Source organism: Chryseobacterium sp. 2987 (genome assembly GCF_031456375.1).
In the GTDB taxonomy this organism is placed as follows: domain Bacteria; phylum Bacteroidota; class Bacteroidia; order Flavobacteriales; family Weeksellaceae; genus Chryseobacterium; species Chryseobacterium vaccae.
In genome coordinates this window covers 489276-506584 of the sequence record NZ_JAVDUN010000004.1, presented here as the reverse complement: position 1 = coordinate 506584, position 17309 = coordinate 489276, and the positions used below count along the sequence as shown (strand labels likewise).

At 36.7% G+C, this 17309-nt stretch carries 19 protein-coding genes; 4 read left to right on the top strand and 15 right to left on the bottom strand.

Annotated features, from left to right (window positions below):
* Positions 1-28: 28 nt before the first annotated feature.
* The 3 genes from J2Y40_RS15060 to J2Y40_RS15050 all read right to left on the bottom strand — a co-directional run bounded on the left by J2Y40_RS15060 (position 29) and on the right by J2Y40_RS15050 (position 3485).
* Complete coding sequence (locus J2Y40_RS15060; RefSeq protein ID WP_153396050.1) at positions 29-1249, bottom strand: DUF563 domain-containing protein; 1221 nt, start codon at positions 1247-1249, stop codon at positions 29-31.
* A 74-nt stretch (positions 1250-1323) separates the two neighbouring features.
* Positions 1324-2511 (bottom strand): glycosyltransferase family 4 protein, encoded by a 1188-nt coding sequence (locus J2Y40_RS15055; protein WP_153396046.1) that lies wholly within the window; start codon positions 2509-2511, stop codon positions 1324-1326.
* Positions 2508-3485, bottom strand: a complete 978-nt coding sequence (locus J2Y40_RS15050) for a hypothetical protein (protein WP_153396045.1) — start codon at positions 3483-3485, stop codon at positions 2508-2510. Before J2Y40_RS15050 ends, J2Y40_RS15055 begins: the two co-directional genes overlap by 4 nt.
* 59 nt (positions 3486-3544) lie before the next feature.
* Between J2Y40_RS15050 and J2Y40_RS15045 the strand changes: the two genes are divergently transcribed.
* The gene (locus J2Y40_RS15045; RefSeq protein ID WP_153396043.1) at positions 3545-4624 is read left to right on the top strand and encodes a glycosyltransferase family 1 protein; all 1080 of its coding nucleotides are present in this window, start codon (positions 3545-3547) and stop codon (positions 4622-4624) included.
* Here the strand turns inward: J2Y40_RS15045 and J2Y40_RS15040 are convergent.
* The 10 genes from J2Y40_RS15040 to pdxA form a co-directional block, all read right to left on the bottom strand.
* Positions 4621-5364, bottom strand: coding sequence for a polysaccharide deacetylase family protein (locus J2Y40_RS15040; RefSeq protein WP_153396041.1), 744 nt, complete (start codon positions 5362-5364; stop codon positions 4621-4623). The two genes, J2Y40_RS15045 and J2Y40_RS15040, sit on opposite strands and share 4 nt — an antisense overlap.
* Before the next feature lie 237 nt (positions 5365-5601).
* Positions 5602-6357 (bottom strand): glycosyltransferase family 2 protein, encoded by a 756-nt coding sequence (locus J2Y40_RS15035; protein WP_153396040.1) that lies wholly within the window; start codon positions 6355-6357, stop codon positions 5602-5604.
* Positions 6357-7604: an ornithine--oxo-acid transaminase gene (gene rocD / locus J2Y40_RS15030; protein WP_153396038.1), complete on the bottom strand. Its 1248-nt coding sequence runs from the start codon at positions 7602-7604 to the stop codon at positions 6357-6359. The genes J2Y40_RS15035 and rocD overlap by 1 nt, the downstream gene beginning before the upstream one ends.
* Before the next feature lie 309 nt (positions 7605-7913).
* The gene (tssD, locus tag J2Y40_RS15025) at positions 7914-8318 is read right to left on the bottom strand and encodes a type VI secretion system tube protein TssD (protein WP_153396036.1); all 405 of its coding nucleotides are present in this window, start codon (positions 8316-8318) and stop codon (positions 7914-7916) included.
* A gap of 338 nt (positions 8319-8656) precedes the next feature.
* Positions 8657-9208: a YdcF family protein gene (locus J2Y40_RS15020; RefSeq protein WP_309999801.1), complete on the bottom strand. Its 552-nt coding sequence runs from the start codon at positions 9206-9208 to the stop codon at positions 8657-8659.
* A 79-nt stretch (positions 9209-9287) separates the two neighbouring features.
* Positions 9288-10643 carry an acetyl-CoA carboxylase biotin carboxylase subunit gene (gene accC / locus J2Y40_RS15015; protein ID WP_153396032.1) on the bottom strand — a complete coding sequence of 452 codons (1356 nt, stop codon included), beginning with the start codon at positions 10641-10643 and terminating at the stop codon, positions 9288-9290.
* A 97-nt stretch (positions 10644-10740) separates the two neighbouring features.
* Positions 10741-11223 (bottom strand): acetyl-CoA carboxylase biotin carboxyl carrier protein, encoded by a 483-nt coding sequence (accB, locus tag J2Y40_RS15010; RefSeq protein ID WP_153396030.1) that lies wholly within the window; start codon positions 11221-11223, stop codon positions 10741-10743.
* Between the two features lie 127 nt (positions 11224-11350).
* Positions 11351-11554 carry a 50S ribosomal protein L32 gene (rpmF, locus tag J2Y40_RS15005; RefSeq protein ID WP_007843326.1) on the bottom strand — a complete coding sequence of 68 codons (204 nt, stop codon included), beginning with the start codon at positions 11552-11554 and terminating at the stop codon, positions 11351-11353.
* Between the two features lie 66 nt (positions 11555-11620).
* Positions 11621-12151: a DUF177 domain-containing protein gene (locus tag J2Y40_RS15000; RefSeq protein WP_153396028.1), complete on the bottom strand. Its 531-nt coding sequence runs from the start codon at positions 12149-12151 to the stop codon at positions 11621-11623.
* A gap of 84 nt (positions 12152-12235) precedes the next feature.
* Positions 12236-13327, bottom strand: a complete 1092-nt coding sequence (pdxA, locus tag J2Y40_RS14995; protein WP_153396026.1) for a 4-hydroxythreonine-4-phosphate dehydrogenase PdxA — start codon at positions 13325-13327, stop codon at positions 12236-12238.
* Positions 13328-13376: 49 nt separating this feature from the next.
* Here pdxA and J2Y40_RS14990 point away from each other — a divergent pair, with 49 nt between their 5' ends.
* The 3 genes from J2Y40_RS14990 to J2Y40_RS14980 are packed head-to-tail and all read left to right on the top strand — an operon-like array spanning position 13377 to position 16118.
* Complete coding sequence (locus J2Y40_RS14990) at positions 13377-13961, top strand: riboflavin synthase (RefSeq protein WP_153396024.1); 585 nt, start codon at positions 13377-13379, stop codon at positions 13959-13961.
* A 1-nt stretch (position 13962) separates the two neighbouring features.
* A complete protein-coding gene (locus J2Y40_RS14985) occupies positions 13963-15417 on the top strand; it encodes a HAMP domain-containing sensor histidine kinase (protein ID WP_153396022.1) in 1455 nt (484 codons plus the stop codon).
* Positions 15417-16118, top strand: a complete 702-nt coding sequence (locus J2Y40_RS14980) for a tRNA1(Val) (adenine(37)-N6)-methyltransferase (protein WP_153396020.1) — start codon at positions 15417-15419, stop codon at positions 16116-16118. Before J2Y40_RS14985 ends, J2Y40_RS14980 begins: the two co-directional genes overlap by 1 nt.
* A gap of 26 nt (positions 16119-16144) precedes the next feature.
* Here the strand turns inward: J2Y40_RS14980 and J2Y40_RS14975 are convergent, their stop codons facing one another.
* Together J2Y40_RS14975 and rpmH are read right to left on the bottom strand one after the other, a co-directional pair.
* A complete protein-coding gene (locus J2Y40_RS14975; protein WP_153396018.1) occupies positions 16145-16855 on the bottom strand; it encodes a cell division ATP-binding protein FtsE in 711 nt (236 codons plus the stop codon).
* A 154-nt stretch (positions 16856-17009) separates the two neighbouring features.
* A complete protein-coding gene (gene rpmH, locus J2Y40_RS14970; RefSeq protein ID WP_062702430.1) occupies positions 17010-17168 on the bottom strand; it encodes a 50S ribosomal protein L34 in 159 nt (52 codons plus the stop codon).
* Between the last annotated feature and the right edge of the window lie 141 nt (positions 17169-17309).

Here is a 17309-nt window from a genome sequence, read left to right as displayed (position 1 = left end):
AATATGACAGATAGGGAATGAAATGATATTAAAGGCTTAATACTTCTTCCAGCTTTTGAGAAAAAATATCCGGATCCAGTCTGTAATCTTCGTGGAAACCTTCTTCGTCCTGAGGATAGATATAAAAATTCAGATCAAAGTTCATTTCTGCAGCCAGAGTAGAAAAAATAGGAAAATCTCCCCATACGGCACTGTACCAGGAAAGTCCTTTAGCTCCCGGATTGGCAAAGATCAGATTCGTCCATGCCGCACCACTTGGGCCTATGATATATTCTGCATTATTTACCATGTAGATCTGTTCATGAATGTTCAGGTCTTCAAAGAATACTGCCTCAAAGCCATGTTTTTTTGAAACTTCCAGAACTTCTTCTTCATTATATTTTCTGAACTTAGATTTTCGGGCAATAAATATCCTTTTCACAGGCTGTACCTGTACTTTACTCATATCCAGGCCGTCAAAGCAGGTTTTTCTTAGGTATTGAAGAGATTCTTTTGATATTTTAGCAAACCGTGCATCATATTTTTCCCCCGGCATAATATTCGGAACTGCATAATTAATGCTGGTGATGTGCCACAGTTTTTTAAATTGATAATAGTTTTTATCGTGGTTGAGGAATACAATCTTATAATCCTTCAGGAAGAACTGTAAAAGCTCTTTCAGGTTTTCAACTTTTTCCACATCTGAATCTACAACAATCAGCTTACTTTTAGCATCCGGAATATGGTTGAAAAATTCAATTTTTGAAAGAATATCGATCAGGAAATGATAATAGTTGAATGTAAACGTTCCCCCAAGAAAAATGGCTTCCTCATTATAATAGATGTTTTTGTGATTCTTAACCTTAGCCAGTGTCATAGAATGCTGCATCAGATTCACAGTATTATACACATAAATGATCCGGTCATCATCATGCCATCTTTCATAAAAGATCTTCTGTTTTTTGATGTCTAAAAAGTATGTGGAATCAGGAATACATAACACATTCTGCAGTGCAAAGATTTCCACTTCATTTTTAGGTGTTTTTACAGAAACCTGCTGTGACCCGAATGTTTTGGGAAGATAAAGATCTCCCTCATGTTTTTCTTTTATTTTGATTCTTTCTGTACAATATTCAGCAGGAATAGAATCCAGTGGTAAAAAATCAGTGACAAGCCTTTTGGCTTTCCTGAAAAATGATTTGATATAATATTTTCTCCTGAGGGCTTTAAGTTCAACCTCTAGATTCTCAATTTGTTCCTTTGCATTCATATTCTATAACTTGGGATGATCTAAGATTATTGGCTGTTATTTCAGATCTTATGATAGAAAGAAAGTGTACATTTCTACAGAATTTCCTGATAAAAGCTGATCGTTTGATCAACCATTCTGTCAATACCAAAAGCTGATTCTACAGTTTTTCTGGCATTCAATGAGAGACGGTTTCTCAGATCATTGTCTTCAAAAATAAGACTTATTTTTTTGTGAAAGTTTTCTTCATCAGCAATGAGACCGTTCACTGAATCCTGTATGACCTCTTTAAAAGAATCTATAGGGGAGCATACCACAGCTTTTTGCAGGGCCATTACTTCCAGCAAAGATAAGCTAAAATTTTCACCTTTAGATGGGAAACATACTACTTCAGCTTTGCTGATAAGCTCTACAATTTCTTTTCCGTTTCTGTTGCCCAGAAAATGAATGGCATTTCTGATCTCCGGTTCCTGTACATGATCTTTAACGTAATCCGGATAATGGTTGGGTCTTCCTATAAAATGCAGGGAAGTTTCTGGATGCGCTTTTTTAAGTTTGATAAATTCACGGATCATGGTTTCTGCTCCTTTTTCAAAAGTAACATTTCCCAGGAAAAAAACAGATTTAGGAATGATCTGAATGGTTTCATCAGGGCTATAGAATTTTTCATCCACTCCGTTGTAGATCAGTCTCGGATTTTTAATATTGAAAAGGTTGGTATTGATCGTTTCGTTGTACCGGGATATCGTAATGATATGTTCGGATTTTTTAAAAGCTTCTTTCTCACAGAAAATACGTCCTTTATGCGCTTTTTTATAGCCGAAATATTTTTCCAGTACAGACCATGAGCCATGGCATCGTACAGCATAAGGGATATTTTGAGGAATAGAAAGTGCCAGTCCGTCAAAATCATGGGTCTCTGCAACATCAAAATGAAGGTTGTTTTTCCTGATCCAACTGTTGATTTTATCTGATATCGCTTTTTTCTCCGAAAGATAGATCTTAAAATGTAATGGCTCCAGAACTTTCAGTTTTCCGGTAGCGGATCTTAGCAATTCAAGAACGGGGCTAGATTTGAAGATATCTTTAATAGAATGAATAGTCGCGCCATCTTCCTGAATATCGAAAGCGTACTTTGAGATCAGAAAAACATGTACCGAAATACCTCGTTTTACCAGTTCTTCGGATAAGTTTCTGTAAAAAGTACCGGTTCCGCCTACTTTTGGCGTCCGGGAACATTTGTACTCTTTGGTTACAATAAGTACATGTTTGATTTCTTTCATGAATTCAGTTTAAAAACAGTATTCACCCAATGATCCAGGGTATACTTATAATAAACTGCTTCAGGCAGTTTTTCGTATGGCGTTTCAAAAAAATCCTGTCTTACATTGCTGAAGTTTTTATTCAGCAGCAGAATATTATTAGGATTGTAAAAATCGTAACTGGAAATAGTAGGATTATCTGTAATGATCTTTTTTTCCAGGGCCATTGCTTCAAAGATCCTGAAACTAAGCCCGGTCTGATCAGCCCGCATCAGATCCAGAACCACTTTTGTATTCTTATAGTAAGAAGGCAGTGCGTGATGGGGAATCTTTCTTCTTCCAAACTTCAGAATTTCTATATTCTTTTTATCGAAGATCTGGTTCAGTTTATTTTTCCACCCTTTTTTACCCACCATGTATACTTCAAATTTTACTTTCAGAGAACAAAGTCTGTTAATGAGTACATTTAAGGCAGATAATCTTTTTTGGTCATAAGAAGAAATATAGAATAAGTCTAAATTAGGATGCTGTTTTTCTGCCGGAAGATATTCAAGATAATTATAATTAGTAATCTTTTCGAATCCGAAATTTTTTACGTCTTCATCATCAAAAGAAAAAACCGTATCAAAATAGTGCAGAAGATGGGTGGCCGGGTTTCTGGCCATGCTGTCGTAAAGGTAAGCAATGTTGCGGTCAGCATATTCTCTGATCTTCTGATGAATCTCTTCATCAATAGCTTCGGGATTAATCACAAGAATCTGATCTTGTTTTCCAATTTTTTCAAGTGATTCGAGGATGAAATTTTGTCTTTTATGATATTTCGGGTTTTTGCCTAAGAAAATTTTGCTGAAAGTGTTCTTCAGACGCTCTCCCGTATTCTTATGAGTGAAGGATCCTATGTTGATATGGCAAGCCTGAATGCCTCTCTCATTCAGTTTATCCACGATATGCTCATCATAGTGCCAGAAGTCGAAACTAATTAAACAAATTTTCATAGTGCAAAAATAAAAAATTCATATTTAAATTTATATTTTTGGCGAAAAGCCCGATTATAATGAGAAAGAAAATTCTTATCGACGCCGAAAGACTGAAGTACCCGAAGTCGGGAATTGCCAATGTATGCATCTCCCTGATCAGGGGATTGGATGAGAAAGTTTCTGATTTTGAGTATTCTTTTTATGGTCCCAGAAAGAACATGCCAATAACGAAGAGTAAGTTCATTATTCTCGATTGGAAGTTCTGGCAGAAAAAAATTCCTGTCAGTACCGGATCTTTTTCGCTGATCCATACCGCCCACCAGCTTTCTGATTACTTTCATCATATCAAAAGTGGGCAAAAAAAAGTGGTTACTCTTCATGATCTTAATTTTCTGCACGACAACAGTTCCGAAAAGAAAGTCAAAAAGAGTACCAGACTTGTCCAGAAGAATATAGGAAATGCAAATGCCATTGTCTGCATCTCGGATTTTGTAAAGAAAGACTTCCTTAAAAACAAACATCTTTTCATACTGAATAAGGATGTAAGGGTTGAGGTCATATATAACGGACTGATCTTTCCCGAAATTACAGATTTTAATTCTAACAATAAATATAGTTTCATCGGAAAAAAATATATTTTGAATATCGGAGTGCTTTTCCCCAAGAAAAACCAGGAAGTACTGCTGGATCTTCTGACAAAAAACGACCGAGACCTTGTATTGGTAACTTCTTCTGCAAAATCAGCCTATAAAGAGAAGTTTCTGGAGAAAACGAAAGCTTTAGGTTTGGAAAGCAGAGTGCATATTCTGGAAAATATAAATAATGATGAGAAATATTTTCTTCTTCAGCATTGTGAGTCATATTGCCATCCTTCACTGGCAGAAGGTTTTGGAATCCCGCCTGTAGAAGCCATGTATTTTGGGAAGCCTGTTTTTCTGAGCAGACTGACGAGCCTTCCGGAAATAGGAGGGGATCTTGCATTTTATTTTGATGATTTCTCAGCAGAAAATATGCAGCAGGTATACGCGTCAGGAATGCAGACCTATGGAGCGAAAGCCAGCGAATATGCTTTACAGCTGAAAGAAAGAGCTTTGAAATTTGGATATAGAGAGATGGCAGATGCATATGAAAAACTATATGGTGAGCTGCTGAACTAAAGTTTAACTTTTCCAAGTCTCAGTTTCCATTTAAAAAGATCAAAACTGTCGCTCCCTTTTATATCAATCCTTTTGATCTCAAATTTGTTTTTCCACGGAAAATAAGTTATATTATTTCCAATACGTACAGCTGAGGTAATGCCTGTATTTTCCAGCATGGTAAAAAATGCTTTCTTAGCTTCTCCTTTTTTAGGAAACTGGCCGTAAGGGTAAGCCAGAACCTTAGTAAATGGTATTTTTTTCTCCTCAAGAGTGCTGATGTTTTTCTGAAGATCATCTGAAGCTTCCTGAAGCGTTATTTGTGAATAATTTCTGTGAGAATGGCTATGAAGGGCGATTTCTATAAAATTACGGTTTAAAGACCTGATTTCCTCAAAGGTCATCAGGCTGCGCTGCTCACTTGTTTCATCATTCTGAATAAGCTCCGTAGGAATAAAAATAGTAGCCTTCAGCTGATATTTTTCAAGCAAAGGAGCCAGGTATTGCAGGTTATCAAGGTAGCCGTCGTCAAAAGTCAGGATCAGTTTACGTTCTGTAGCTTTGTTGGCTTCCAGTTCGGTGAAAAATAAGGTATTGTAATTGTTTTTAACGTATTGAAGCTGTTCTTCCAGATTTTCCACAGAAACAGCTAATGTATCTTTTCCGGAGATGTTTTTCTCAGGCTGAACTTTATGATACATGAGAATACGGACACTTTCTGCTTTTGAAAATCCAAGTATTCTTTTAAAGAATCTGAACATGGTTATCTGAATTTAAGATCCCGTTATTTTTTATGGAATTCAAAACATATAAAAGTTCCGGAGATCCATATTGTGCTTTTTATTTGACGCAAATAACAATCTGTTATTATACTCCTCAAATTTAATTAAAAATTGAAAGCACTAGCTTAAAAATATATTAAAATAAGGAGTTAAAGGTATAAATATCAGACAGCCGTAGTAAAAATTACGGCTGTCTGATATTTGATATGAAGATCTTTATTTAACTCTAAGAATTTCATTGATCTTAATATATTTAAGGAAGGTATAAAAAGCTCCGGTGACGGAAATATAAAATCCTGCCACTCCATCCATAAAGCCCAGTTTGAAAAAATAGGTTTTCATAAAATCAAAGAAAGGGGAGAATATGATTTTGAATAAGGAAACTTTTTTACCGTTAGCTACCTTTTTTTCCGCCATCAGCTGCGTATAGTTATTAATCTTTTCAATATGGTGGGCAATACTTTTATAGGTATAATGATCTATATTTCCAGGAAGTTTTCCTATTTTATCCTGAGTAATGAAGCTTTCATGAACCAGGTCATCAGAATATTTTCCATGGCCTTTCTTGAAGAACCGCTCTCTCCATACAGTTCCCCAACCTCCGTATCTGATTGTTTTTTTCAACAGGATATTGTTGAAATGAATGGTATATACTTTATAGGCGGGAGAACTGCTGTTCAGAATATCTTTGATAGCCTGTACAGCCGTAGCATCCGGAACTTCGTCAGAGTCCAGAAAAAGGATCCATTCGCCTGAAGTCTGTGCCAGGGTATAATTTTTCTGGTCGCCGAATCCTTCAAACTTTTTTTTGATAAATTTTACCTTCGGAAACCCAGTACAGATTTCCTCAGTTTTGTCCATGGAAAAAGAATCAACGACAATAATTTCATCAGCAATTTCATAAACGCTTCTGATACTTTTCTCAATGATTCTTTCTCCGTTAAAAATAATATAACAGACTGATAGTTTCATTAACGAAATTCTGTGATCGTTTTTTCAATGATTTTTACGCAATCTAAAAGCTGTTCTTCTGTAATCACCAATGGCGGTGCCAATCTGATGATATTTCCGTGGGTAGGTTTAGCCAGAAGACCATTTTCTTTTAGCTGAAGACAAAGGTTCCATGCTGTGGAACTTTCAGGGGTATCGTTGATCAGGATGGCGTTCAGAAGTCCTTTTCCTCTTACTTTGGTAATAAGATCATTTTTCTCGATGATTTTTTCAATTTCAGCTCTGAAAACCTGTCCCAAATGTTCCGCTCTTTCGGATAGTTTTTCATCAGCTACAACGTCTAATGCCGCTACGGCAACCGCACAGGCAATAGGATTTCCTCCGAAAGTAGATCCGTGCTGTCCTGGCTTAATCACATTCATAATAAAATCGTTTGCTAGAACGGCAGATACAGGATACATTCCTCCGGAAAGTGCTTTTCCTAAGATCAGAATATCCGGCTGTACATTTTCATGATGGCAGGCGATCAGCTTTCCGGTTCTTGCGATTCCGGTTTGAACTTCGTCTGCTATGAAAAGAACGTTGTATTTTTTACATAATTCAGACGCATTTTTCAGGAAGTTTTCATCTGGTACATAAACTCCTGCTTCCCCCTGAATGGGTTCTACTAAGAAAGCAGCAATATTTTCGGCTTCTCTGCTTAAAACTTCTTCTAAAGCAGCAATATCATTATAAGGAATTTTAATAAACCCTGGTGTGAAAGGTCCATAGTTCTGGTTGGCATCGGGATCGTTGGAGAAAGAAACAATAGTTGTCGTTCTTCCGTGGAAATTATTTTCACAAACGATGATCTTTGCTGCATTTTCAGAGATTCCTTTTACTTCATAGCTCCATTTTCTTGCTAATTTTACAGCGGTTTCTACTGCCTCAGCTCCTGAGTTCATCGGAAGAACCTTGTCAAACCCAAATAGGCTAGTGATCTTCTGCTCATATTCTCCCAGTTTGGAGTTGTAAAAAGCTCTTGATGTTAAAGCCAGTTTCTGTGCCTGATCTACCAATGCGCCTACGATCTTTGGATGGGAGTGCCCTTGGTTCACAGCAGAATATGCTGAAAGAAAATCATAATATTTTTTACCTTCCACATCCCATACAAAAACGCCTTCTCCGCGGTCAAGAACTACAGGAAGAGGGTGGTAGTTGTGTGCTCCATGCCTGTCTTCAAGGTCAATAAAATACTGTGAGTTTTTTGTTGTTTCTGCTGTTGACATATTTTTGGTTTTTGACAAATTTAAGCATTATTAATGAGATGCATCAACTAAAATGGAATAGCGCAGAGGCATGGAATTAAAGTGTATTTTAAGGCTGAATGAAGCTGTATCAGAAAATATTTCTTGGTCTGGTCATGCCATGCAGGTATTATATCTTTCCAGACAAGCATTTTTAGCCACAGATATTTTTTATAATGTTGAATTACAGTTCTGGTTTCTTTATTAGCGATTATTGAACTATGAAGATAAAAAAACAGAATGACCATAGCCATTCTGTCTTTGTTAGTTTTTATTATAAAGCGGCATTTTTTAAGATGGCCAGTCTCCGTGGAAAGATGATGTTCCAAGATCAATCTGCTCTGCACTTATGACAAAGCTGATATACATACTGTTGTCATCTATCGCATCGAAGTCTACTTCGTGTTGGATTACATATCCGTTGTTCCACTTTAAAGTGGTAAGTGTACCTTCTTCGTGAGACTTGTTAAAGGTAACTTCTCCTGTTGTTGGCTTATACTTTCCGTTTAATAAGCTTTCAAGGATATCTGATTTTTCAGTCGCTTCTACTGTAATTTTGATAAGAGCGTTGGACGGGTCTGATGCTACACGTCCTGAAACGTCTGTAGATCTAGATACACTATAGTTCAGTTTTAATAGTTTCTGACCGTCTCCTCCGTTGAATTTTAAAATTCCTCTCGAATTTTTTTCTGCCATGATTTGTAAATTTTTATGGATTAATATTCTGTGATTTGATTTCTTATGTCACCAAAAATAGAAGTAATTCCGGTAGAAAAAAATAAAATATGTATAAATTTTAAAAAGTGTAGTAATAGTGCGACTAACGATTGTTAGGTAAATTGATGTTTGTGAATCAATTATTTATATGATTTGCAGTAGTCTGTATACAGGAATGTTTGATGGATAGAGAGGTTAAGTTAATTTCATCTATCCTGAATTTAGAGTTTAGTAAAAACAAAGAAAGTCATATGATCAATAAATCCGGCTTCAAAATGATGGTGTTCAGGATCTTTATTGATATACTTACTACTCTTCTATAAATAATAAGCAAAAAATTCTCTGAAAACAGAATAAAGGTCTCTTGTTTCAAAATACTTTGGGCTTGAACTTTCAATATTTTTAAAATGATGCTCCCGAAATAATTTTTTTATCCTTGTCTGATGATAAAACTGAGATACCGAAATAAGTGTACTGTATTTTAAACTGTCTGCTGCTTTTATGGTATTGAGGACTGTCTTTTCAGTATTATCCCCAAAGTTATCCACAAGAATAGATGTTGGTGGAATTTTATTTTTAATCAGGTATTTTTTCATTTCTGTGCCTTCCCAGTAGCCTTCTTTACCCAACCCGCCACTTACCAGTATATTTCTGACCTGCTTTTTTTGATACAGTTCAATACTTTTATCAAGCCTTGCTTTCAGCCGGGGTGAAAGTGTTCCGTCTTCATTCACCTTATTCCCGAATACTACAGCAAGATCAGCTTTCTGTCTGGCGTCCGTAAGACCATCATACGCAATATAAAGAGAATGAATAATAAACCAGAAGATACCTGCAATCAGAATATATTTAAAAATTTTTTTCAACATCACTTTCACGATTGAATAAGTACAAAAATAAAAAACTGCCCCAAAAAGAGGCAGCTTAAAGTTTTTATTTTAAATAATCTTAGTGATTATCGTATTTTCTATCCATTACAAAATCTTCCATGAATTTTGTAGTATAGTTTCCTGCAAGATAATCCTCATTATCCATCAGTTGTCTGTGGAAAGGAATAGTGGTTTTTACTCCCTCAATATAGAACTCCTCCAAAGCACGTCTCATTTTAGCAATAGCTTCTTCACGGGTTTGTGCCGTAGTAATAAGCTTTGCAATCATTGAGTCATAGTTGGAAGGGATTGTATATCCTGAATAAACGTGAGTGTCCACTCTGATTCCATGTCCGCCAGGAATGTTTAATCCTGTGATTTTCCCCGGAGAAGGTCTGAAATCTGCGTAAGGGTCCTCAGCGTTGATTCTGCACTCAATAGAGTGTAATTTAGGGTAATAATTGATTCCTGAAATAGGAGTTCCTGCTGCAAGAAGGATTTGTTCTCTGATCAGGTCATAATCAATTACCTGTTCAGTAATAGGGTGTTCTACCTGGATTCTTGTATTCATTTCCATGAAATAGAAATTTCTGTGCTTGTCTACAAGGAATTCAATAGTACCTACACCTTCATATCCAATGAATTCGGCAGCTTTTACAGCCGCGTCGCCCATTTTCTCACGAAGTTCGTCAGTCATGAAAGGAGAAGGAGTTTCTTCAGTCAGTTTCTGGTTTCTTCTCTGTACTGAGCAATCTCTTTCAGAAAGGTGGCAAGCTTTACCGAATTGGTCACCCGCAACCTGAATCTCGATGTGTCTAGGCTCTTCGATCAGTTTTTCCATATACATTCCTCCGTTTCCGAAGGCTGCTACAGCTTCCTGAATGGCAGATTCCCAGTGATCTTTAAGATCTTCGGCTTTCCATACAGCTCTCATTCCTTTACCTCCACCACCTGCAGTAGCTTTGATCATCACTGGATATCCTGTTTCTTCAGCAACTTTTACGGCATGCTCATAAGACTCAATCAATCCGTCAGAACCAGGTACACAAGGAACACCTGCTGCTTTCATGGTTGCTTTGGCATTGGCCTTATCACCCATTTTTTCGATCTGCTCAGGAGAAGCACCAATGAATTTGATGTTGTTTCTCTCACAGATTCTGGAGAAGTTAGCATTTTCAGATAAGAATCCGTAACCAGGGTGGATCGCATCGGCATTGGTGATTTCCGCTGCAGCAATGATGTTAGGGATTTTTAAGTATGAGTCTTTACTCATCGCAGGACCGATACAAACCGCTTCATCAGCAAATCTTACGTGAAGACTGTCTTTATCAGCAGTAGAGTATACTGCAACGGTTTTGATCCCCATTTCTTTACAAGTACGTAAAATACGCATTGCAATTTCGCCACGATTGGCTATTAATATTTTTTTGAACATCTTCTTCAATTTGAAAATTAGATAATTTGAAAATTAGATAATGTTATTTAATGTAGAATTTAGTCTAACATCTAATGTCTAACATCTAAGTTCTCAATTAAGACGGATCTACTAAGAATAGTGGCTGATCATATTCTACCGGAGTAGCATCGTCTACTAAGATCTTAACGATTTTACCGCTGATCTCAGATTCAATCTGGTTGAATAATTTCATTGCTTCAATTACGCAAACCGTTTTTCCGATGGAAACTTCATCACCAACATTTACGAATACATCTTTATCAGGAGATGGCTTTCTGTAGAAAGTACCGATCATTGGAGACTTGATCGCTACATATTTGCTATCATCAGAAGCTGCTTCCGCTTTTTCAGCAGATGCTGCCGGAGTAGCTGCTACCGGTGCCGGAGCTGCTACAGCCTGAGGAGCTGTGTGGTATACAGCAGGCTGTGCATATACTGCATCACTTCCCGCTAATGGAGTTTTAATAGTGATTTCGAAATCTTTAGTTTTGTACTTTACTTCTGATACTTCAGCTTTAGATACAAACTTGATAAGATTTTGTATGTCTTTAATGTCCATAAATTTGATATTTGATTTTGAGCCAAAGATACCAAAAAAACATAAAAAACAACAAAAAACCGTCTAATTTTATCAAAATTGGACGGTTTTTGTATTAAAATGAGGCTTTTTCAGCGAAAAGCGTCTCTTAGTTTTCTTCAGTAGTTGCTACTTCTTTTTCCAATACTACTTTTCCTCTGTAGTATAATTTCCCTTCATGCCAGTGAGCTCTGTGGTAAAGGTGAAGCTCTCCTGTTGTTGCATCTTTAGCTAATTGAGGAACTACAGCTTTGTAGTGAGTTCTTCTCTTATCTCTTCTTGTAGACGACTGTCTTCTCTTTGGATGTGCCATTTTGAATAACTTTTTTAATTGATGAGCGATGAGATTCATCATCTCATCATATTTAAATTATTTTATTTAATTATTGTCTCTTAACTTTTTCAAGGCATCCCATCTGGGATCACTTTCATGTTCTTCCTCTTCTGCTTCCTCAATATCTTTCGGGCTGAACTGATCAAGGAGTTCCAGATCTTCATCACTTACATTGGGTGAAAGTTTTTTCATCGGGATAGAAAGCTGTACGTTTTCGTAAATCAACTGTGCTGCATTAAATGCATGGTCTCCCGCCGGGATGGTGATAACATCTTCCTCGCTGTCATCATATTCTTCTCCGAATTTCACTAAAACCTTGATGTGGTTTTCAATAGGATGGTCGAATTCTTCATTGGTAATATCACAAATCAGTTCTACCGTCCCATGTACTTTGATCTCAAATTCTAAAAAAGTAGTGTGTTTTTCTAAAAGAATATTCACTTCTATTTTAGGATTTGTAAATTCCTGCTCAGTGTCAAATAATTGAAAGAACGTTTTATCTATCTCAAATTTGAACTCGTGCTTTCCGTTTTTAAGTCCTGAAAAGCTTACGTCATAGTTTCTTAACTTGTCCATAAAATGAGTGTGCAAAAATATGCAATTTTTTTATAATAACAAATAAAATCCATAACAAATTAATTTAAAATTTGTTTTAACAAATTATGCTTCAGTTTCATCAGGGAGATCTTCATCTATTCCGTTATCAACATTCAGTTTTCTTGGTTGTAGACGGTTGCTCATCAGATCATTATATTCACTTCTGTTTTTAAAAATTTGAATAGCTGTAAATATAGCTTCAGTAAAACTCTGCTCATCGGCTATGTTTTGCCCGGCAATATCATAAGCTACTCCATGATCCGGAGAAGTCCTGATGAATGGAAGTGCGGCTGTATAATTTACACCTTCTTCGTAAGCAAGGGTTTTGAAAGGAGCTAATCCCTGGTCGTGATACATTGCTAAGACCGCATCAAAACTTCTGTATTTATTAGGCTGGAAAAAACTATCTGCCGGAAAAGGTCCGAAAGCCAGAATTCCATTGTCTGAAAGTTCTTTTACAGCAGGTACGATGATCTCAATCTCTTCACGTCCTATTACGCCGCCATCTCCTGCATGAGGATTCAGTCCAAGCACAGCAATTTTCGGTTTTTGGATACAGAAATCTTCGATCAGTGTCTGGTTCAGAGCTCTTATCTGTTTTTTGATCTTCTCTTTGGAAATGTTTTCTGCTACTTGAGCAATAGGAATGTGGTGGGTGGAAACAGCCACCTTTAAATCCTCAGTCACCAGGAACATCAGTCCTTTTTTGTTGAATTTTTCTTCAAAATATCCTGTATGGCCGGCATGTTTAAAGCCCATTTTTACCATTTCATCTTTGTTGATCGGAGCAGTCACAAGAACATCAATGTCTCCTTTCATTAGAGCCTCCGTAGCCATTTCCAGGGAATCAATAGCCATCTTGGTGGACTCTTCTGTAGGAACACCCATTTCTACATTCACATTCTCCTTGGTAAGGTTTACCATATTCAGTTTTCCGCCCTGAGCCTGTGATGCTTCATTAATGTAATTGAAGTTCAGGTTAAGCTTGAAAATGTTTTTCTGATACGTGAATAGTTTTCCCGAACCAAAAATCACTGGAGTGAAAAAATCCGTAATGGTTTTGTCTTTCAGAGACTTCATAATGATCTCGGGGCCGATGCCATTGAAATCACCGATTGAAATTCCTACTCGTACTTTATGGTTTTTTGGGCTCATTTTGATTATCTTTGAAGATTATAATTTTACAAATTTAGCAAAAAATAATATGTTCACAGGAATTATTGAGGCAGTCGGTGTAATTGAAAAAATAGAAGAAAAAGGGAGCAACATTGATTTTACCCTTACGTGTCCGTTTACCAATGAGCTGAAAATAGATCAAAGTCTGGCCCATAACGGATGTTGTCTTACCGTTGTAGAGATTAAGGAAAATCATTATGTGGTAACTGCTATCAACGAAACTTTAGAAAAAACCAATCTTGGAAAATGGGAATTGGGAACCGTGGTAAATCTTGAGAGATGCATGAAGATGGATGGAAGACTTGATGGTCATATTGTTCAGGGGCATGTTGATAAGACTGGTGAAGTAATCGGGATAGAAAATAAAGATGGGAGCTATTTTGTGACCATACAATATGAGGATGATGGCAGTTTTGTAACGGTTCCTCAGGGATCAATTACCGTAAACGGAATCAGTCTTACGGTGGCAAAAAGTGAAGAAAAACAGTTTTCTGTAGCGATTATTCCATATACCTGGGAGTTTACCAATATGCAGCATCTCAAAACCGGAGATAAAGTTAATTTAGAATTTGATATTATTGGTAAGTATATTGCTAGGTTAATTAAAAAGTAGGATGCCAATCAATAAATACAAAGGGTATAGTTTAAGAAACCGTGTGTTTTTCGGGTTTCTGCTGGTATGTTTTTTAAGTGTTGTTGCCACATCACTTGTTCCTTATTTTGTACTGAGGAAGAATTCCCAGGAACAGAGTAATATTGAAATGCAGGAGAAGACCAATGCGGTCATGAGATTTCTGGATTATGCAGTCAGCCAGACGCTAGTAAAAACAGAGGATATTTCCAAGGTACTCGGAAACAAGATTTTCGAAATTGCAGATATCAATCAGCATGATATTGTTATTTATGATCTTAAAGGGAATTATATTCTTTCTAATAAAGATGAAACCCAGATTGATCAGAAAACGATCCCCCTCTATATTGTTAATAAAATTCTGGCTACTGAAGCAAGGGTTGATATCAGAGGGTATGACAAGACCAAAGATGCGGGGCTTACTTCTTCTTACCTGCTTTTGAAAAATAATGATCTGGAACCTATCGGAATTGTATATATTCCTTTATATCATAATGAATCAGCTTATTTTGATGTATTGAATCAGTTTGTGAAATACATTCTTCTGGTAGATATTTTCCTGATTCTGTTCAGTATCTGGATAAGCTGGGTTACTTCTAATGGTCTTGCGAAGAATATTACGAAGTTTTCTGATATGATTACAAGGATCACGTTGTTTGAAAATGAAATGCGTCCCATCAGATATTATAAAAATGATGAACTGAATGCTTTGGCAAGAGCTTATAACAGAATGATTCTACAGATCCAGGATCAGAAAGAAAGACTTCGTTTCAAGGCCTCGGAAGAAGCATGGCGGGAGATGGCAAAGCAGGTGGCACACGAAGTAAAGAACCCGCTTACGCCAATGAAGCTTACCATTCAGAATTTTGAAAGAAAATTTGATCCTGAAGATCCGAATATTAGGGAAAGAGTAAAACAGATGAGTAAAACGATGGTAGACCAGATCGATCTGATTGCTACCGTAGCATCGGCATTCTCTGAGTTTGCTAAACTTCCGGAAAAAAATAATGAAGTGATCAACCTGAATACAGAAGTAGAAGATATTCTTCGTGTTTTCAATGATGACAGTATTTTTATGCATTCCAATAAAGGAAATATTATGATCAATATGGACAGGATCTACCTTTCCAGAATTATTACCAACCTTGTTACCAATGCGAAACAGGCTGAAAGTGATGAAAGAAAACTGATTATTAATGTAGATGTGGAACAGCATCAGAGAAGAGTGATGATCTCTGTTCAGGATAACGGAATCGGAATCCCAGAAAATATGTACGAAAGAATCTTTGAACCGAATTTTACCTCGAAAAACAGTGGAATGGGACTTGGTCTTTCTATGGTCAGAAAAATGATTGAAGACTATAAAGGGGAAATTACGGTAAGGTCTGAAGTAGGAAAAGGATCAACATTCATTATTACACTCCCTACTAATCTATAGTGAAATCTTTTACGTTTAAAAATTTTGAAATCCGGCAGGCAAAAGAAGTCTTCCGGGTTGGGACAGATGGTGTGCTGCTTGGTGCTTTGGCTGATGTGGGAAATGCTTCCCGTGTTTTGGAAATCGGAACGGGAACCGGGCTGATCTCATTGATGCTTGCACAAAGAAATACGCATGCATCTTTTCTTGGACTGGATATTAATGCAGCCGCTGTCGCTCTTACAAAAGCTAATTTTGAAAATTCCCCCTATCATTCAAGACTGAATAATTTACATCAGGATCTAAAGACGTTTGAAACAGAAGAAAAGTTCAACTTTATCGTTTCCAACCCTCCTTATTTTGAAGAATCCGGATCTGAAAAAGACAAGATTGCACGTCAGACTGTTGAACTGAATTTCAGGCAGCTTATAGAGGCTTCTGTGAAGTTTCTGAGTGAAGACGGGATTTTATCTGTTATTATTCCGGTAGAAGCCGGAGGGGTGTTTATCAAGGCTGCTTTTGAAAGCCATCTATTTTTAATAAGAAGAATTAATATTCAGGGGATTGAAAATTCAAAAACCAAAAGGTTGATTCTTGAATTTTCTTTAACTGAAAAATCTCTATCGGAATTTGATTTTGTGATAGAAAAAAGTCCGAGACAATACTCGGACCAATATCTTGAACTCACCAAAGAGTTTCATGTTTTTAAGACAAAAGATTAACGGATTACCTTGTTCCTTTAATTTTCTTATTCAAATAATTCAGTTGTGTCCAGTACAGAAACTTTACCGTCTTCACATCTGATCGCTTCTCCCGGGAAATTCTGAATCATATGATAGTCATGGGTAGCCATTACTACTGCTGCTCCGTTTTCAAGGGCAACCTGCTTTAGTAAGGTCATGATTTCATTGGAGGTTTCCGGGTCAAGGTTTCCCGTAGGCTCATCGGCAAGGATCAGGTCCGGGTGATTCAATAAAGCTCTCGCAATGGCAATACGCTGCTGCTCACCTCCGGAAAGTTCGTGCGGCATTTTGTGCTTTTTGCTTTTCATGTTCACGCTTCCCAATACTTCGTTGATGCGGTCTTCCATTTTTACCTTATCGCTCCAGCCTGTAGCTTCAAGAACGAATCTCAAATTCTTTTCAACGGTTCTGTCGGAAAGAAGCTGGAAGTCCTGGAATACAATTCCCAGTTTTCTTCTCAGATTGGGAATGTCTGAAGGTCTCATTTTAGCAAGATCAAAACCAACTACAGCCCCATGCCCTGCTGCTAACGGAATGTGTCCGTAAAGGGTTTTCAATAGGGAACTTTTTCCGGAACCTGTCTTTCCGATAAGGTAGCAGAATCTTCCTTTTTTAATGTTAAGATTAACATCAGAAAGAACAGTAAAGCTTTTTTGCGCAATCTTTGCGTGTTGTAAACTTATGATATTATCTCCGGAGATATTTGTATGTGGCATAATTCAATTTTAACGTGCTATTTCTAAAATATTTTTTGAGATCTTAAAAATAGACAAAAGAAGCTTAAAGAACCTAAATTTTAGTAAATTTTAACAACAAAAAATGCCTGAAAAACTTCTTTTCAAGCATGATTTGTATATGATAATGTAGAAATTATCTCTTAGCGCGTGCAGCACTTACAGTTAATCTCTTTCTGCCTTTAGCTCTTCTCGCAGCCAAAACTCTTCTTCCATTTGGCGTAGACATTCTTTCTCTGAAACCGTGTTTGTTTCTTTTCTTTCTTTCTGATGGCTGGAATGTTCTTTTACTCATTACTATATATTTAAATCGTAATTATATCTATTAATTTTCAGGTTGCAAAGATATAGAAAAAATTATAAGTTACAAACTTTAACTATCTTTTTTTGAAATTATTTGATCTATTTTTTAATCAATTATTTACAAATCCCGAAG

What these genes read in the sequence shown, in the direction of transcription:
- J2Y40_RS15060 (WP_153396050.1), bottom strand. Translation starts at nt 1,249, where the DNA reads ATGAATGCAAAGGAACAAATTGAGAATCTAGAGGTTGAACTTAAAGCC.
- J2Y40_RS15055 (WP_153396046.1), bottom strand. Translation starts at nt 2,511, where the DNA reads ATGAAAGAAATCAAACATGTACTTATTGTAACCAAAGAGTACAAATGT.
- J2Y40_RS15050 (WP_153396045.1), bottom strand. Translation starts at nt 3,485, where the DNA reads ATGAAAATTTGTTTAATTAGTTTCGACTTCTGGCACTATGATGAGCAT.
- J2Y40_RS15045 (WP_153396043.1), top strand. Translation starts at nt 3,545, where the DNA reads ATGAGAAAGAAAATTCTTATCGACGCCGAAAGACTGAAGTACCCGAAG.
- J2Y40_RS15040 (WP_153396041.1), bottom strand. Translation starts at nt 5,364, where the DNA reads ATGTTCAGATTCTTTAAAAGAATACTTGGATTTTCAAAAGCAGAAAGT.
- J2Y40_RS15035 (WP_153396040.1), bottom strand. Translation starts at nt 6,357, where the DNA reads ATGAAACTATCAGTCTGTTATATTATTTTTAACGGAGAAAGAATCATT.
- rocD (WP_153396038.1), bottom strand. Translation starts at nt 7,604, where the DNA reads ATGTCAACAGCAGAAACAACAAAAAACTCACAGTATTTTATTGACCTT.
- tssD (WP_153396036.1), bottom strand. Translation starts at nt 8,318, where the DNA reads ATGGCAGAAAAAAATTCGAGAGGAATTTTAAAATTCAACGGAGGAGAC.
- J2Y40_RS15020 (WP_309999801.1), bottom strand. Translation starts at nt 9,208, where the DNA reads ATGTTGAAAAAAATTTTTAAATATATTCTGATTGCAGGTATCTTCTGG.
- accC (WP_153396032.1), bottom strand. Translation starts at nt 10,643, where the DNA reads ATGTTCAAAAAAATATTAATAGCCAATCGTGGCGAAATTGCAATGCGT.
- accB (WP_153396030.1), bottom strand. Translation starts at nt 11,223, where the DNA reads ATGGACATTAAAGACATACAAAATCTTATCAAGTTTGTATCTAAAGCT.
- rpmF (WP_007843326.1), bottom strand. Translation starts at nt 11,554, where the DNA reads ATGGCACATCCAAAGAGAAGACAGTCGTCTACAAGAAGAGATAAGAGA.
- J2Y40_RS15000 (WP_153396028.1), bottom strand. Translation starts at nt 12,151, where the DNA reads ATGGACAAGTTAAGAAACTATGACGTAAGCTTTTCAGGACTTAAAAAC.
- pdxA (WP_153396026.1), bottom strand. Translation starts at nt 13,327, where the DNA reads ATGAGCCCAAAAAACCATAAAGTACGAGTAGGAATTTCAATCGGTGAT.
- J2Y40_RS14990 (WP_153396024.1), top strand. Translation starts at nt 13,377, where the DNA reads ATGTTCACAGGAATTATTGAGGCAGTCGGTGTAATTGAAAAAATAGAA.
- J2Y40_RS14985 (WP_153396022.1), top strand. Translation starts at nt 13,963, where the DNA reads ATGCCAATCAATAAATACAAAGGGTATAGTTTAAGAAACCGTGTGTTT.
- J2Y40_RS14975 (WP_153396018.1), bottom strand. Translation starts at nt 16,855, where the DNA reads ATGCCACATACAAATATCTCCGGAGATAATATCATAAGTTTACAACAC.
- rpmH (WP_062702430.1), bottom strand. Translation starts at nt 17,168, where the DNA reads ATGAGTAAAAGAACATTCCAGCCATCAGAAAGAAAGAAAAGAAACAAA.